Source organism: Massilia sp. 9096, assembly GCF_000745265.1.
Classification (GTDB): domain Bacteria; phylum Pseudomonadota; class Gammaproteobacteria; order Burkholderiales; family Burkholderiaceae_D; genus Telluria.
On sequence record NZ_JQNN01000001.1, the window covers coordinates 1,623,328 to 1,638,199 of the forward strand.

Sequence of the window (14,872 nt, forward strand, 5' to 3'; positions counted from 1 at the left end):
GCTGAACAAGAAACGGCAGCCAAAAGCAGCCCGATGACCATGATCCAGGCGCTGCGTTCGGCCATGGACGTGATGATGGACCGCGACGACAATGTCGTGGTGTATGGCCAGGACGTCGGCTATTTCGGCGGCGTGTTCCGCGTCACCGACGGCCTGCAGGCCAAGTACGGCAAGCAGCGCGCGTTCGACGCGCCGATCTCCGAAGGCGGCATCGTCGGCACCGCGGTCGGCATGGCCGCCTACGGGCTGCGTCCGGTGGTCGAGATCCAGTTCGCCGATTATTTCTACCCGGCGACCGACCAGATCGTCTCGGAAGCGGCGCGCCTGCGCTACCGCTCGGCCGGCGACTTCACCGCGCCGCTGACGATCCGCATGCCTTGCGGCGGCGGCATCTACGGCGGCCAGACCCACAGCCAGAGTCCGGAAGCCTTCTTCACCCACGTGTGCGGCGTGCGCACCGTGATGCCGTCCAACCCCTACGACGCCAAGGGCTTGCTGATCGCCTCGATCGAGAACGACGACCCGGTCGTGTTCCTGGAACCGAAGCGCCTGTACAACGGCCCGTTCGACGGCCACCACGACCGCCCGGTCGTGGCCTGGTCCAAGCACGAACTCGGCAACGTGCCCGAGGGTTACTACACCGTCCCGCTGGACAAGGCCGCCGTGTTCCGCCCGGGCTCGGACCTGACCGTGCTCGCCTACGGCACCATGGTCTGGGTGTCGCAGGCGGCGGCCGAGGAAACCGGTATCGACGCCGAGATCATCGACCTGCGCACGCTCTGGCCGCTCGACCTCGACACCATCGTCGAATCGGTCAAGAAGACCGGCCGCTGCGTGGTCGTGCACGAGGCGACGCGCACCAGCGGCTTCGGCGCCGAACTGGCGGCGCTGGTGCAGGAACACTGCTTCTATCACCTCGAAGCCCCGATCGAACGTGTCACCGGCTGGGACACGCCCTACCCGCATGCGCAGGAATGGGCGTACTTCCCCGGACCGGACCGCGTCGGCGCGGCATTCAAACGAGCGATGGAGGCATAAACGATGGGAATTCACGTCATCAAGATGCCGGACCTGGGCGAAGGCATCGCGGAAGTCGAAGTGGTCGCCTGGCGCGTCAAGCCGGGCGATGCGATCAAGGAAGACCAGGTGCTGGCCGACGTCATGACCGACAAGGCCACCGTCGAGATTCCGTCGCCGGTGCACGGCACCGTGCTGGCGCTGGGCGGCGACGTCGGGCAGTCGCTGGCCGTGGGCGCCGAGCTGATCCGCCTGGAAGTGGAAGGCGCCGGCAATGCCGCGGGCGCCAGCGTGGCCGCTCCGGCGGGCGCCAAGGCCGAAGCGAAGGGGGAAATCCGGGTCAGCACGGCCGACTACGAGCCGGCCGACCTCCCGCACGGGCCGGTCGAAGCGCCGCGCCACATCGTCGCGCCTGAGCGTGCGGCGCAGGCGGGACCTGCATCCCCGCCAGCACCGGCACCGGCGCGCGAACCAGCCAGGCCGCCCGCGCGCCCCTACGTGCAAGGCGGCGCGGCTGCGGCAGGTTCGCCCGCACGCGCCCTCGCGCGCGCGCAGGGCGAGGCCCCGCTGGCCGCCCCGGCCGTGCGCAAGCGCGCCTGGGACATGGGCATCGAGCTGCAATTCGTGGCCGCCAGCGGCCCGGCCGGCCGCGTCACGCATGCCGACCTCGACGCGTTTGTCGCCGGGCAGCGCCACGGCCACGCGGCCGCCGGCGCCGACGAGCGCTACGCCGCGCTGGAAGGCGAACAGGCCGTGCCCCTGATCGGCCTACGCCGCAAGATCGCCGAGAAGATGCAGATGGCCAAGCGCCAGATTCCGCACTTCACCTACGTCGAGGAAGTCGACGTCACCGAACTGGAAGCGCTGCGCACGCAACTGAACGCGCGCTACGGCGACGAACGCCCGCGCCTGACCCTGCTGCCGCTGCTGATGCGGGCGCTGGTGCTGGCCGTGCGCAAGTTCCCCGAGGTGAACGCGCGCTACGACGACCAGGCCAACATCGTGACGCGCTACAACCCGGTCCACATCGGCATCGCGACCCAGACCGACGCCGGCCTGATGGTGCCGGTGGTGCGCAACGCCGAGGCGCGCGATCCCTGGGCCAGCGCCCAGGAAATCGTGCGCCTGGCCGACGCCGCCCGCACCGGCAAGGCCGTGCGCGACGAGCTGTCCGGCTCGACGATCACGATCACCAGCCTGGGGCCGTTGGGCGGCATCGTCACCACGCCGGTGATTAACCATCCGGAAGTGGCGATCGTCGGCGTGAACCGCATCCTAGAGCGTCCGGTCGTCAAGAACGGCGGCCTGGTGCCGCGCAAGCTGATGAACCTGTCGTCCTCGTTCGACCACCGCGTGATCGACGGCATGGTCGCGGCCGAGTTCATCCAGACCATCCGCGGCTACCTGGAAACCCCGGCCACGCTGTTCATCGAATAAGGGTGTTGGAATGACTGTGCAAAACGAGACAACGACCCTGCTGGTGATCGGCGGCGGGCCGGGCGGCTACGTCGCCGCGATCCGCGCCGGCCAGCTAGGCATCCCGACCATCCTGGTCGATGCCGGCCAGCTGGGCGGCACTTGCCTGAACATCGGCTGTATCCCGTCCAAGGCGCTGATCCATGCGGCCGAGGAATTCCACAAAGCCGGCGCCCACGCGGACGGCAGCTCGCCGCTGGGCATCCGCGCCGGCAAGCCGGAAATCGACCTGGCTAAGACCGTCGGCTGGAAGGATGGCGTGGTCAAGCGCCTGACCGGCGGCGTCGGCGCGCTGCTCAAGAAAAACGGCGTCAAGTCCGTCAACGGCTGGGCGCGCATCCTGGATGGCAAGACCGTGGAAGTCAGCGGCGCCGACGGCGATACGACCCGCATCCGCTGCGAACACCTGCTGCTGGCGAGCGGCTCGGAAGCGGTCGAGCTGCCTTTCTTGCCGTTCGGCGGCGAGGTGGTGTCGAGCACCGAGGCGCTGTCGCCCGCCACCCTGCCCGAGCACCTGGTGGTGGTCGGCGCGGGCTACATCGGCCTGGAGCTGGGCACCGCCTACCGCAAGCTGGGTGCGCGCGTCACCGTGGTCGAAATGGCGGGCCGCGTGCTGCCGGCCTACGACGACGAGCTGGCGCGCCCGGTCGCGGCCAGCCTCAAGCGCCTTGGCATCGACGTGCACCTCGAATCGAGCGTGCTCGGCATGAGAGAAGACGGCAAGTCGGTGCGCGTCAAGAATGGCGGCGGCGAAGAGCTCGCCATCGCCGCGGACCGGGTGCTGGTCGCGGTCGGACGGCGTCCGCGCACGTCCGGCTTCGGCCTGGACAGCCTGCTGCTCGACATGAACGGGCGCGCCGTCCGCATCGACAACCAGTGCCGCACCTCGATGCGCAACGTGTGGGCCATCGGCGACCTGACCGGCGAGCCGATGCTGGCCCACCGTGCGATGGCGCAGGGTGAGATGGTGGCCGAGATCATCGCCGGCAAACGGCGCCACTTCACGCCGGCGGCGATTCCCGCCGTGTGCTTCACCGATCCGGAAGTCGTGGTGGTGGGGCTGACGCCGGCGGAAGCGGCGCGCCAGGGCCTGGACTGCATCAGCGCCAGCTTCCCGTTCGCCGCCAACGGCCGGGCGATGACGATCGAGGGCACGGATGGCTTCGTGCGCGTGGTCGCGCGCAAGGACAACCACCTGATCGTCGGCTGGCAGGCGGTCGGGGCGGCGGTATCGGAACTGTCCACCGCGTTCGTGCAATCGATCGAGATGGGGGCACAGCTGGAGGACGTGGGCGGCACCATCCATGCCCACCCGACCCTGGGCGAGGCGGTGCAGGAAGCGGCGCTGCGCGCAATGGGGCACGCGCTGCATATCTGAGCGCGTCGATCCATGCGCGTGAATCCATGCGTGTGAATCGGGCCGCGCCGGTATTAAGGCCGCGTCCGACGCGGCATCGGCCGGCGCCGCTATAGCGGTAGCTGTAGCTCGAGCTGCCGCAGCGATGTCATCGTCAACGCTTCGCGCCGCCGTCGTCCTGGCCGCGTTGCAGGTGGCCCATCTCCTCGCCCGGCATCACGCCCTGGCGCGGGGTCTGGCCGGCGCCGGACTGAGCCGATTGGGCGTTGGCAGCCTCGGCCGACTGCGCGTTGCCTTCGGTAGCGACCGCGCTGTGGCCCCAGTCGTTGTGCTGGCTGCCCGCCACGCCGCCGATATTGCCGCCTGCCACGCCCGGCTGGGCCGATTGCTGCTGGCTCTGCTGGCCGGACTGCAGCTCCGGCTGCAGGTCCGACTGCGCGCTCGCGCCGCCGACGGCGCTGCTGCGGCCCCAGTCGTTGTGCTGGCTGCCGGGATTGCCGCCGATATTGCCGGCATAGTTGTCCGTCCCCGCCGCACCCGGATCTTCCTGGTTGACGTGGTTGAGTGTCTGCTTCTGCTTGCCGTCGTTCTGATCTGCCATGCTGACCTCCTGAATTCAAACGCCGTGCCGGCGCGCGCGTACACCCGTGCGTACGCGCCCACCGAGCGCGGCCCGGCGCCGTCAACGGGCGCTGGACACGAATGATTATTTCTGCATGCGCTGGCCGCCGGACTCCGGCGCGCTCGCGCCGCCGTCGCCGGCGCTGGAACCCATCGCATCCTGGCTGCCGCCCGGCTGGGTTTCGCCTTCCGACTGGCGGTTGCCTGCATTACCGGTGGCCAGGCTGCCGATTCCGCCCAGACCGGTCTGCAGTTCGCCGGCTTCCTCGCTCGGGGCGAAACCCTCCTGGCCGACCTCGTCGCCCGGCGCAGGGCTCAACAGGTCGTCGGTGCGGGTCGCGCGCTGCACGTTGCCGCCATCGCTGGCGCCCATGCTGCCGACGTCGCCGGTACTGCCCGTGCCGTAGGTGCCGGCGCTGGTGCTGCCGTCCTTGGTCACCTGGTCGTAGTTGCGGCCTTTCGCATCCTTGCCTTCGCTTTGCATCGACATGCTGGTCTCCTCGATTTTGCAATGATTCTCATCATAGCAACGGGGCTGCGCGCGGCAATCGGCGCGTGCCCGTCAGTCTTGTAGGACATATCGGGCGCGGCATTGCCAAGCCAACACAAAAAGCGGACCGTGCCGGCCGTGCCGTCGGGGCGCGCGCCGATGTGCTATAACGACATTGCGAGATAGTCAACATAAGAACCGCCAACCGATGCCAACCGACGACACCCCGCACGTGATCGTGCTCTACGCCCATCCCGCGCCGCAGCGCTCCCCCCTGATGCGCGCCCTGGCCAGCGCCGCCGCCGAGCTGCCCGGGGTGCTGGTGCGCGACCTGTACGAGCTCTACCCCGACTTCGACGTCGACGGCCCGGCCGAACGCGCACTGCTCGAGGGGGCACGCCTGGCCGTGTTCCTGCATCCGATCCGCTGGTACGGCATGCCCTCGCTGATGAAGGAATGGATGGAGGTGGTGCTGCTGCCCGGCTGGGCCTACGGACGACACGGCGAGCACGGCGGCAACGGCGACGGCCCCGGTCCGGACGCCGGCGGGGAGCCGGACAGCGCGCCTGCCGCGGCCCTGCAGGGCAAGGGCTACTGGCTGGTCACGACCACCGGCAGCGGCCCGCAGGCCTACCGCCCGGGCGGCCTGCACGGACGCGCCTTCGCCGACTTCCTGCCGCCGTTCGAACAGGCCGCCGCGCTGTGCGGCATGGACTGGATCGAGCCGCTCGTGATCCACGGCGCGGCCGGCGTCGATCAGGCGGCGATCGACACCCACGTGGCCGAATTGCGGCGCCGCCTGCTGGCCCATGCCGCCGCACCTGTCGAGGGAAACGCGCATGGAAGATAAGCTGCTGCTCAACGCCCTGGTCTACCTCGGCGCCGCGGTGCTGGTGGTGCCGTTCGCCAAGCGGCTCGGCATGGGCACCGTGCTCGGCTACCTAGTGGCCGGCATCCTGATCGGCCCCTACGGCTTCAAGCTGATCGGTGGAGTCGAGGATACCTACAACTTCGCCGAATTCGGCGTGGTGCTGCTGCTGTTCCTGATCGGCCTGGAGCTCGACCCCGATCGCCTGTGGGCGCTGCGCCGCCCGATCTTCGGCTGGGGCGGGGCCCAGGTGGTCGGCGTGGCGGCGGTGCTGTGGGCGGCCGCGCTGGCGGTCGGCATCGACTGGAAGGTCGGCCTGATCGCCGGGCTCGGGCTGTCGATGTCCTCGACCGCGATCGCGCTCGCCTCGCTGCAGGAGCGCAACCTGATGCCGACCCCGGCCGGCCAGGCCGGCTTCGCGATCCTGCTGTTCCAGGACATGGCGGCGATCCCGATGATCGCCATCGTGCCGCTGCTGGGGGTGGCCGACCATGCCAGTGCGGGCAACCCGTGGCTGGCCGGCGCCAAGATCGTCGCCGTACTGGCCGGGCTGGTGCTGGCCGGACGCTTCGTGCTCAACCCGCTGCTGCGCGTCATCGCCCGGACCGACACGCGCGAGATCTTCACCGCGTTCGCGCTGCTGCTGGTGATCGCGATCGCCCTCCTGATGCAGTGGATCGGCCTGTCCATGGCGCTCGGCGCCTTCATCGCCGGCGTGCTGCTGGCCGATTCCGAATACCGCCACGCGCTCGAGACCGACCTCGAGCCGTTCAAGGGCCTGTTGCTCGGGCTGTTCTTCATCGCGGTCGGCATGTCGGTCGATTTTTCCGTATTCCTGGCCAATCCGCTGCTGATCCTGGGCCTGGTCGCCGGCTTCCAGGTGCTCAAGATCGGCGTGCTGTACGCCTTGTCGCGCGGCCTGAACATGGCGCGCGGTCAGCACCTGCAGTTCGCGCTGCTGCTGTCGCAGGGCGGCGAATTCGCCTTCGTGGTGTTCGGCGCCGCCGCCACCGCGCGCGTGTTCTCGCCGCAGGTGGCGGCGATCCTGGTGGTCGTGGTCGCGCTGTCGATGGTGGTCACGCCACTGGTGATGATGGCCTACGACCGCATCGCGGCCAGGCGCGAACGAGACGGCAGCCAACCCGAACCGGACGCGATCGAGCCGAACGAAGACCACGTGATCATCGCCGGCTTCGGGCGCTTCGGCCAGATCGTCGGCCGTTACCTGAATTCGAACGGCGTGCGTCTGACCGTGCTCGACCACGATCCCGACCAGGTCGAGGTGCTGCGCCGCTTCGGCTTCAAGGTGTTCTACGGCGACGCCACCCGCGCCGACCTGCTGCGCGCCGCCGGCGCCGACAAGGCGCGCGCCTTCGTGCTGGCGATCGACAACATCGAGGACAGCCTGAAGCTGGCGGATTTCTTGCGCCAGGACTTCCCCAAGCTGCCGATTTTCGCGCGCGCGCGCAACGTCACCCACTATTACCAGCTGCTCGACCGGGGCGTGCAGGTGATCGAGCGCGAGACCTTCGAGTCGGCGCTGCGGCTGGGGCGCGGCGTGATGAGCGCCGGCCTGGGCCACAGCGCCTTCCGCGCGCGCCAGTCGGCCCAGCGCTTCCGCCGCGCCAACCTCGGGCTGATCATGCAGCTCTACCCCTACTACAAGGACCGGGACACCTTCGTCTCGATGTCGCGGCGCGGTCGCGAGCAGCTGCAGGAACAGATCGCGCGCGAGCGCGAGGCCGGCGACGGCGAGGAAGCGCGAGATTGGGACTGAGCCGCGCCGCCGGCTGGACGGGTCGGCGCAGGTGTACGGGCCGGCCGCATAAAACGACTTGAATGCGTGATCGATGATCGTTGGCGCTCGGCACGGCCCGCGCCCGGTCGCCTGGTCTTTACTGTTGTCGGGTTATCACGTACCCTTCGGCAATTCGACCGCCACTCACGACCGACATGAAAAGAGCCCTCCTCGCCACCGCCTTCACCTTGACCCTCGGCGCCGCCCATGCCGACGTCGGCTACCAGCTGCGCATCACGGACGCCGCCCATCACCTGGCCGAGGTCAGCGCGACCTTCCCCGCCGCCGCCGGCACGACGCTGGACGTGCAGATGCCGAACTGGCGCACCGGGCGCTACCAGATGCTCAACCTGGCCAATGGCGTACGCCAGTTCAAGGCGGTCAACCAGGACGGCCAGGCGCTGCCGGTGACGAAGCTCGACAAGGGCACCTGGCGCGTCCAGACCCATGCGGGCGACCGGGTCACGGTCAGCTACGAGCTGTACGCAAACGTGCTGGGCGAGCGCACCCGCCACATCGACGACACCCACGCCTACCTCGACGCGTCCGGCGTGTTCGTCTACACCGATGCCGCGCGCGCCCAGCCGGTCACGGTCAAGCTGGACGTGCCGGCCGGCTGGCAGTCGCGCTCCGGCATGGACAGCGGCAACTGCGCGCACTGCTTCGTCGCGCCGAACTACGACGTGTTGATCGACTCGCCGATCGAGACCGGCATCCACGAATTCCACACCAGCCAGGTCGACGGCAAGCAGATCGACGTGGCGATCTGGGGCCGCGGCAACTACGACAGCAAGCAGATGGTGCAGGACCTCGGCAAGATCGTCGCCCAGGCCGGCAAGCTGTTCGGCGGCAAGTACCCGTTCCAGCAGCGCTACCTGTTCATCGTGCACGCGACCGACGGCGCCGGCGGCGCAACCGAACACATCAACTCCACCGTGATCCAGGTCCCGCGCTGGCGCTTCCACGAGCACAAGGATTACCTGCGCTTCCTGAACACCGCCGCGCACGAGTTCTTCCACACCTGGAACGTCAAGGCCTATCGCCCCAAGGAGATGGTGCCCTACCGCTTCCAGGTCGAGAACTACAACCCGCTGCTGTGGATGGCCGAGGGCAATACCTCCTACTTTGCCGAACTGATCACGCTGCGCGCCGGCCTGGAAAAGCGCGATGAATTCCTCGAGAACACCGCCAAGGCGCTCGACGACTACCGCCACACGCCGGGGCGCTTCCAGCAAAGCGCGAGCGAATCGAGCTTCGACGAGTGGATCGCCGGCGGCGATCCCGACCGCGCGCGCAACGCCTCGGTCAACATCTACGGCAAAGGGCAGATGCTCGGCCTGGCGATGGACTTGACGCTGCGCCAGCAGACCCACGGCGCCAAGGGCCTGGAAGACGTGCACCGCATCCTGTACGCCCAGCATTCGGTGGCGCAAGGCGGCTACGACCCGGCCGATATCCGCGCCGCGCTGAAACAGGTCAGCGGCCAGGACTGGAGCGGCTGGTGGGCGCAGTACGTCGACGGCACCGCCGAGATTCCGTTCGACGCCCTGCTCGCGGACGCAGGACTGCAGGCGCTGGTCGACGTGCCGAAGGACGCCGACGACAAGCAGGAATGGTGGGCCGGCTGGCGTGTGCGCGAGGGCAGCGACCCGGCGCTCGTGACCGAGGTCGAACGCGACAGCCCGGCGTGGAAGGCCGGCATCGTCCCGGGCGACACGCTGCTGGCAGTGAACGGCATCCGCGTCTCGGCCAAGGATTTGTCCGATCGCATGTCCTTCATCGGCAATGCGCCGTTCAAAGTGCACCTGTTTCGCCGCGACGAACTGATGGAGCTGCCGGTCACGCCGATCCAGCAGCCGAAAGGCAAGTTCAAGCTGAAAGCGTCGGACAAGCCCGGCGCGGCGCAAAAGACGGTGAATGCCGCCTGGCTGGGGCTGCCGTGGCCGAAGGACGAACCGGCCAAGAAGTGATCACCCATGGGCGCGCACCGCGCCCATGATCCGATTCAGCCCGCAGTGGGCGCCGCGGAGGGTGCCGCTTCCTCGCTCCAGGTCGGCCCCACCGTCACCGGCCGCGCGCCGATCCAGTCCATCTTGTCGATGCACATGCGGCGCGTGGTGTGCTCGGGGTCCCAGGCGTGGTACACGATCCAGGTCTCCTTGCCGTCCGGCGAGACCGTGAACGAGTTGTGCCCCGGGCCGACCAATTGGCCCGAGCTTGGGGTGCGCATCAGCAGCGCCTCGTGGCCGCCCTCCGGCCTGCGGTACGGCCCCATCGGATGGGTGGCGACGACGTAGCTGACGCCGTAATTCTCGCGCTCCCAGGCCCCGCCGCTGTAGAAGCAGTAGTACTTGCCGTCGTGGATCTGCACCGCCGCGCCCTCGACCGTGTGCCAGTCGTAGACCTTGCCGTACATCGGCCGGCCCTTGCGGAACACGTGCCAGTCGTGGTGCGGCCGCACCACCGTGAGCGGCTGGCCGGCCAGCGTGGTCATATCGACCAGCTTGTCGACCACGATGCCGGTGCCGATGCGGTGGTCGTCCGACAGCTCGAGGAAATCGACGCAGTAGAACAGGTACCACTGGCCGTCGGCGTCGCGGAAGGGATGGGCGTCGATCGAGAACGGCTGGTCCGGCACCAGGATCTTGCCGGCGTCGACGAACGGGCCTTCCGGGCGTTCGGCGACCGCCACGCGCAGCTTCTGATCGACGCCTTCGGGCGCCGAGCCGGACGAAAAATACATGTAGAAGCGGCCCTCGTGGAACGCCACCTCCGGCGCCCAGTAGTATTCGTGGCCGTTGTCGTCGAGCGCATGGCCGGCCGGTTCCCAGCTGACCAGATCGGTCGAGCGCAGCACCGGGATCTGGCGCCCGTCCGCCCCGCCCGGCGCCGTGCCGTAGGCGTAGTAGACGCCCTCGTGTTTCAGCACGAACGGGTCGGCCATGGTGTCCGGATAGACCGGGTTCTGATACGTCTTGTTCATCGATGTCCTTGTGAAAAACCTCGCACGCGCGCGTGATGTGGAGGCATGATGCGCGCGCAGGTGCGAGGCGATACTAGATCATTACACCCTTACAGGGAGAAGCGCAGTCCCAGGCCATAAGTCGTGGGGTTGTAGCGCACGTCGCGCGGTTCGTACGGGCCCAGTTCGCTCTCGAACTTCTGGTGCGTCAGGTTGATCGCATCGAGCTGCAGCGAGATCTTCGGCGTGATCGCATACGAGACGCTGAGGTCGACGAAGGTGGTCGCCTTGACCGTGCGGTCCTGGCCGAAGCGCGGCTCGGCGATCTGCTCGACGTAGTCGCCGCGGTGGGTCGCGGTCAGGCGCCCGGTGATGCCGTTGCCCTCGTACAGCAGCGCGAAGTTGTAGTTCTGCTTGGCGACGTTGGTCAGCGCCGTCGTCATGTAGGTGTTGCTGGTCGGGCTGGTGAGGGTCTGGTTCTCGCCATCGATCCAGGTGTAGTTGAACTGCGCGCCGAAATTGCTCCACGGTCCCGGCAGGAAGTCGAAGAACTTCTGGATGCCGAGCTCGGCGCCTTTGAGCCTGCCCGAGCCCGAGTTCTGCGGGCGCGTCACGCGGTAGCTCTGGCCGTCGATGGTTTCGGTCGTCTCCATGTTTTGCAGGTAGCCGTCGATGTTGCGGTTGAACAGCGCGATCTGGGCGTAGCCGTTCTTGGGGAAGTAGTACTCGAGCGTGGCGTCGATGTTCTTCGAGCTGGTCGGGCGCAGGTCGGCATTGCCGGCCGAGCCGGTGCCGGGCGCGTTGACCGTCGCCGGCGACAGCGACAGCGCCGGGTTCAGCGACGCGAAGTCCGGGCGGGTGATGGTCTTGCCGGCCGAGAGGTGCGACTGCAGGCGCTCGGTCCAGCCGAAGATCAGCGAGGCGCTCGGCAGCACGTTGTTTTCCGACGACGAGGTGTCGATCGGGCTGATCACGTCGCCGATGCGGCTGTTGCCGCGCAGCGTGCGGTTGACGTGCACGTAGCGCACGCCGGCGGTGCCGGACACGTCGACGCTGCTGACCTGGGTCTTGAAGCGCGCCGCCAGGTACAGCGTGTTGGTCTGCTCGGACTCTTCGAAGGCGCGGGTCGGGTCTTCCGGCAGGCGGCCCAGTGGCGCGCCGTACAGGGCGCGCACGGTGTCGGCCTGGTCGATCAGGTAGTCGCGCGACGGCGTGACCCACGGGCCGCCGAGGCGGTCCAGGCCCGGCACCAGGGTATCGAACGACGAGCCGAACGCCGCCGTCGGGCTCGGTCGCGTGCCGGCGAAATCGTTGTTGCCCTGGGCGCTGTGGGCGCTGGCGCGGTGCTGCGAGAAGCGCAGGCCGGCATCGATGCCCTCGAAGAAGCCGTCGCCGAGGCGGTACGACGTGTCGCCGCGCCACTGCACCTGCTCGCCCTTGGTGACGGTCCAGTTCTGCGACAGGCCGCGCAGCACGAACTGGTTCGGGTCGCGCAGCGGCGCGGCGCTGGTCGGCGTGGTGACGCTGTTGTAGCCGCCATGGCCGTCGGCGCCATAGGTGTAGATGTCGGCGCTGGCGCCCGGCACCTGCTGGTCGACGATCACGGTGTCGTTCACGAACGTCGACTTGACCCAGGCCAGGTTCGAGCTGGCCTTCCAGCGGCCTTCACGGTAGTTCAGGCCCTGGCTCAGGAAGTGGGTGACCGTGTGCTCCTTTTGCGCCTGGGTGCTGGTCGCGACGTAGGGATCCCAGTCGTAGGGCCCGCCGAACTGCGCGGCCGGATGGTTGGCCGACAGGATCGGGCAGATCACCCCTTCCGGCGTATTGCAGTAGCTGCCGGTCGGCGCCAGCTTGACGTTGTTGATGGTCGGCGTCCAGGTCGAGTTGGCGATCATGTAGTCGACCGCGTTGCGCCCGCGGTAGCCGGTGCCGAGGTACTGGACGTCGGCCACCAGGGTCGGATTGACCTTCCACTGGAAGGCGCCGTGCAGGCTGCCGCGGTCGCGGTCGCCGGCGTTGTAGATGCCGCCGACGTTGGGGAATTCGCCCAGCACGTCGCCCGGGTTGAGCGGCCCCACCGGCGTGTTCAGGTTGCGCAGGCCGACGCCGGTGTTCGGGTTGACCGAATACACGTTGGTGGGACGGTCGTCCCACTGCACCGGATAGCCCCAGTGCTCGCGGTTGAAGGCGACGTCGACCAGCGCGCCGATCTCGCCGTAGCTGGTGTTCCAGCGGTTGCTGAGCGAGAAGCCGCCGCCCGGGTTGTTCTTGTCGTCGGTGGCGGACGAGCCGTTGACGGTCTGGCGCCGGTCTTCGACGAAGCCCGAGGCGTTGAAGCCTTTCAGGTCGAACGGCATGCGCAGGCGCACGTCGACGCCGCCGGCGATGCCGCCTTCGAGCTGGTTCGGGGTGGCGGTCTTGTACACGTCCAGGCCGCCGATCGACTGGACCGGCAAGTCCTGGTAGGACAGGCGCCGGCCGTTGCCGGTGAAGTACTCCATGCCGTTGAGCGTGGTGACCACGTCCGGCAGGCCGCGGATGATGACCGAACTGGTCTCGCCGCGGTCGCGCTGGACCTGCACGCCGGCGATGCGCTGCAGCGCGTCGCCAGCGGCGCGGTCGGGGAACTTGCCGATGTCTTCGGCGTTGATCGAATCGACCACCTGCATCGAGTTGCGCTTGATCGCCTCGGCGCTGCGGATGCTGCTGCGCAGGCCGGTGACGGTGATTTGTTGAATCTGGCCGGGCTGGGTCGGGGCCGCCGGGCTGACGGCGGCGTTCGCGGCCTCGGCGTCGGCGTTGGCGCGTGCGTTCTGGCTTTCGTTGGCGCCGGCCCCGGCGCCGCGATCGGATGCCTGGGCCGCGCCGCCGTTGGCGTCCTGGGCGAACGCCGGCGCTTGCGCGCACAGGATCACGATCGCGGCGCATACCGGACGCAGGTGGATGGTTCTCATGCTGGTCTCCTGATGTGGTTGCCGGCTGCCCGGCAATATTAGTAATAATTTTTATCAGGATGCTAAAGGGAACCCGGCCGGGACGGCGCGCACTTGAGCCTGTTTGTATCGGAAAGACAACAGACCCGTTTTACAATCGTATGCGCGGCGGCGCGACGGAGTCCCGTGTGACCAGCGGGCAGTCCATTTCGAGATGAACGATGTCGGGCTGGCGCCCGTGCGCGTCGGCATGGCTGCCGCGCGCGCGGCCGATCAGCGTCTCCGCGGCCCAGCGGCCCATGTCGTAGTTCGGCAGCAGCACGGTGCTCAAAGGAGGATGCGTGTAGCGCGCGACGTCCTGGTCGTCGTAGCCGACGATCGACAGGTCGCGCGGCACGCTCAGCTTGCGCTCGCGCGCCGCGTCGAGCGCCCCGATCGCCATCAGGTCGTTGGCGCAGAACAGCGCGGTGGGCGCATCGGGCAGCGCCAGCAGGTCGAGCGCCAGGCGGTAGCCGTCGCTGACCTGCCAGTCGCCTTCGCGCACCAGCGCCGCGTCGAAGGCGATGCCGGCGCTCGCGAGCGCTTCGCGGTAGCCCTTCAGGCGCAGGCCGGCCGCTTCCAGCCAGCCTTCGCCGTTGATGAAGCCGATGCGCCGGTGGCCGGTCGCGATCAGGTGCAGCGTCGCCGCGTAGCCGCCGGCCAGTTCGTCGGGCACCACCGAAGGATGGCGGCCGCCATGGCCTGCGCCATGCGCTGGGCCATGCGCTGCGCCGTGGGCACGCTCGTGGCCGCGTTCGTGACAATTCAGCAGCACGGTCGGCAGCGCCGCCCGCGTCAGGACCGGCGGCAGGCGCGCCGCGCGCGTGAAGATGGTCGCGTAGATCACGCCCAGCAGCGCCGGGTGGTCGAGCATGCGCGCCAGCGTCGCCGCCTCCAGCTCGGGATCGCTGCGGGTGGCAAATACCGCGACAAGGCAATCCTGGTCCCAGGCCGCGTCCTTGGCGCCGTCGATGGTCTGCATCGCGTGCGGGCTGGTGGTCAGTTCGTCGGTCAGGTACAGGATCAGGTTGCGGCTCTCGCGCGCCGCGTGCGCGTGGCGCTCGAGCGGGTAGCCGAGCTCGCGCGCGATGCGCAGCACCGCCTCGCGCGTCGCCCTGGACACCTTGGCCCCGCTCATGTGATTGATCACCAGCGACACCGTCGACTGCGACACGCCGGCCAGCTTGGCGATGTCGGTCATGGTGGCGCGGCGCGGGCGGGTCGGCTTGCTCGTCTGCTCACTCATGCGCTCAACATTATCAGATTTTGGCGCACGGCGGCCGTGCTATGATCGACGCCTGCACCGCCCGC

The 14,872-nt window shown here is 68.6% G+C and carries 11 protein-coding genes; 6 read left to right on the forward strand and 5 right to left on the reverse strand.

Translation table 11 applies throughout. The features are described from left to right. Positions 1-33: 33 nt before the first annotated feature. The 3 genes from FA90_RS07060 to lpdA are packed head-to-tail and all read left to right on the forward strand — an operon-like array spanning position 34 to position 3,871. The gene (locus FA90_RS07060; RefSeq protein ID WP_036167342.1) at positions 34-1,038 is read left to right on the forward strand and encodes an alpha-ketoacid dehydrogenase subunit beta; all 1,005 of its coding nucleotides are present in this window, start codon (positions 34-36) and stop codon (positions 1,036-1,038) included. Positions 1,039-1,041: 3 nt separating this feature from the next. After that, complete coding sequence (locus tag FA90_RS07065; protein WP_036167345.1) at positions 1,042-2,454, forward strand: dihydrolipoamide acetyltransferase family protein; 1,413 nt, start codon at positions 1,042-1,044, stop codon at positions 2,452-2,454. Between the two features lie 10 nt (positions 2,455-2,464). After that, complete coding sequence (lpdA, locus tag FA90_RS07070) at positions 2,465-3,871, forward strand: dihydrolipoyl dehydrogenase (RefSeq protein ID WP_036167348.1); 1,407 nt, start codon at positions 2,465-2,467, stop codon at positions 3,869-3,871. A gap of 133 nt (positions 3,872-4,004) precedes the next feature. On the opposite strand, the gene FA90_RS07075 is transcribed toward lpdA, so the two are convergent. Both FA90_RS07075 and FA90_RS07080 read right to left on the reverse strand, forming a co-directional pair. Next, positions 4,005-4,451, reverse strand: coding sequence for a hypothetical protein (locus tag FA90_RS07075; protein ID WP_036167351.1), 447 nt, complete (start codon positions 4,449-4,451; stop codon positions 4,005-4,007). Positions 4,452-4,556: 105 nt separating this feature from the next. Further along, positions 4,557-4,961: a hypothetical protein gene (locus FA90_RS07080; protein WP_036167353.1), complete on the reverse strand. Its 405-nt coding sequence runs from the start codon at positions 4,959-4,961 to the stop codon at positions 4,557-4,559. Positions 4,962-5,169: 208 nt separating this feature from the next. On the opposite strand from FA90_RS07080, the gene FA90_RS07085 reads away from it, so the two are divergent. The 3 genes from FA90_RS07085 to FA90_RS07095 all read left to right on the forward strand — a co-directional run bounded on the left by FA90_RS07085 (position 5,170) and on the right by FA90_RS07095 (position 9,597). Continuing rightward, positions 5,170-5,811 carry an NAD(P)H-dependent oxidoreductase gene (locus tag FA90_RS07085; RefSeq protein WP_036167357.1) on the forward strand — a complete coding sequence of 214 codons (642 nt, stop codon included), beginning with the start codon at positions 5,170-5,172 and terminating at the stop codon, positions 5,809-5,811. Next, a complete protein-coding gene (gene kefC / locus FA90_RS07090) occupies positions 5,801-7,606 on the forward strand; it encodes a glutathione-regulated potassium-efflux system protein KefC (RefSeq protein WP_036174587.1) in 1,806 nt (601 codons plus the stop codon). The genes FA90_RS07085 and kefC overlap by 11 nt, the downstream gene beginning before the upstream one ends. 176 nt (positions 7,607-7,782) lie before the next feature. Continuing rightward, positions 7,783-9,597, forward strand: a complete 1,815-nt coding sequence (locus FA90_RS07095; protein ID WP_036167360.1) for a M61 family metallopeptidase — start codon at positions 7,783-7,785, stop codon at positions 9,595-9,597. Between the two features lie 35 nt (positions 9,598-9,632). Here FA90_RS07095 and FA90_RS07100 read toward each other — a convergent pair whose 3' ends face one another. From FA90_RS07100 to FA90_RS07110, 3 genes are all read right to left on the reverse strand, one after another. Further along, complete coding sequence (locus FA90_RS07100; RefSeq protein WP_036167363.1) at positions 9,633-10,610, reverse strand: glycoside hydrolase family 43 protein; 978 nt, start codon at positions 10,608-10,610, stop codon at positions 9,633-9,635. Positions 10,611-10,699: 89 nt separating this feature from the next. Beyond that, complete coding sequence (locus FA90_RS07105) at positions 10,700-13,543, reverse strand: TonB-dependent receptor (protein ID WP_036167366.1); 2,844 nt, start codon at positions 13,541-13,543, stop codon at positions 10,700-10,702. Positions 13,544-13,673: 130 nt separating this feature from the next. Then, entirely contained in the window at positions 13,674-14,807 is a 1,134-nt protein-coding gene (locus tag FA90_RS07110) for a LacI family DNA-binding transcriptional regulator (protein WP_239700571.1), read from the reverse strand. Between the last annotated feature and the right edge of the window lie 65 nt (positions 14,808-14,872).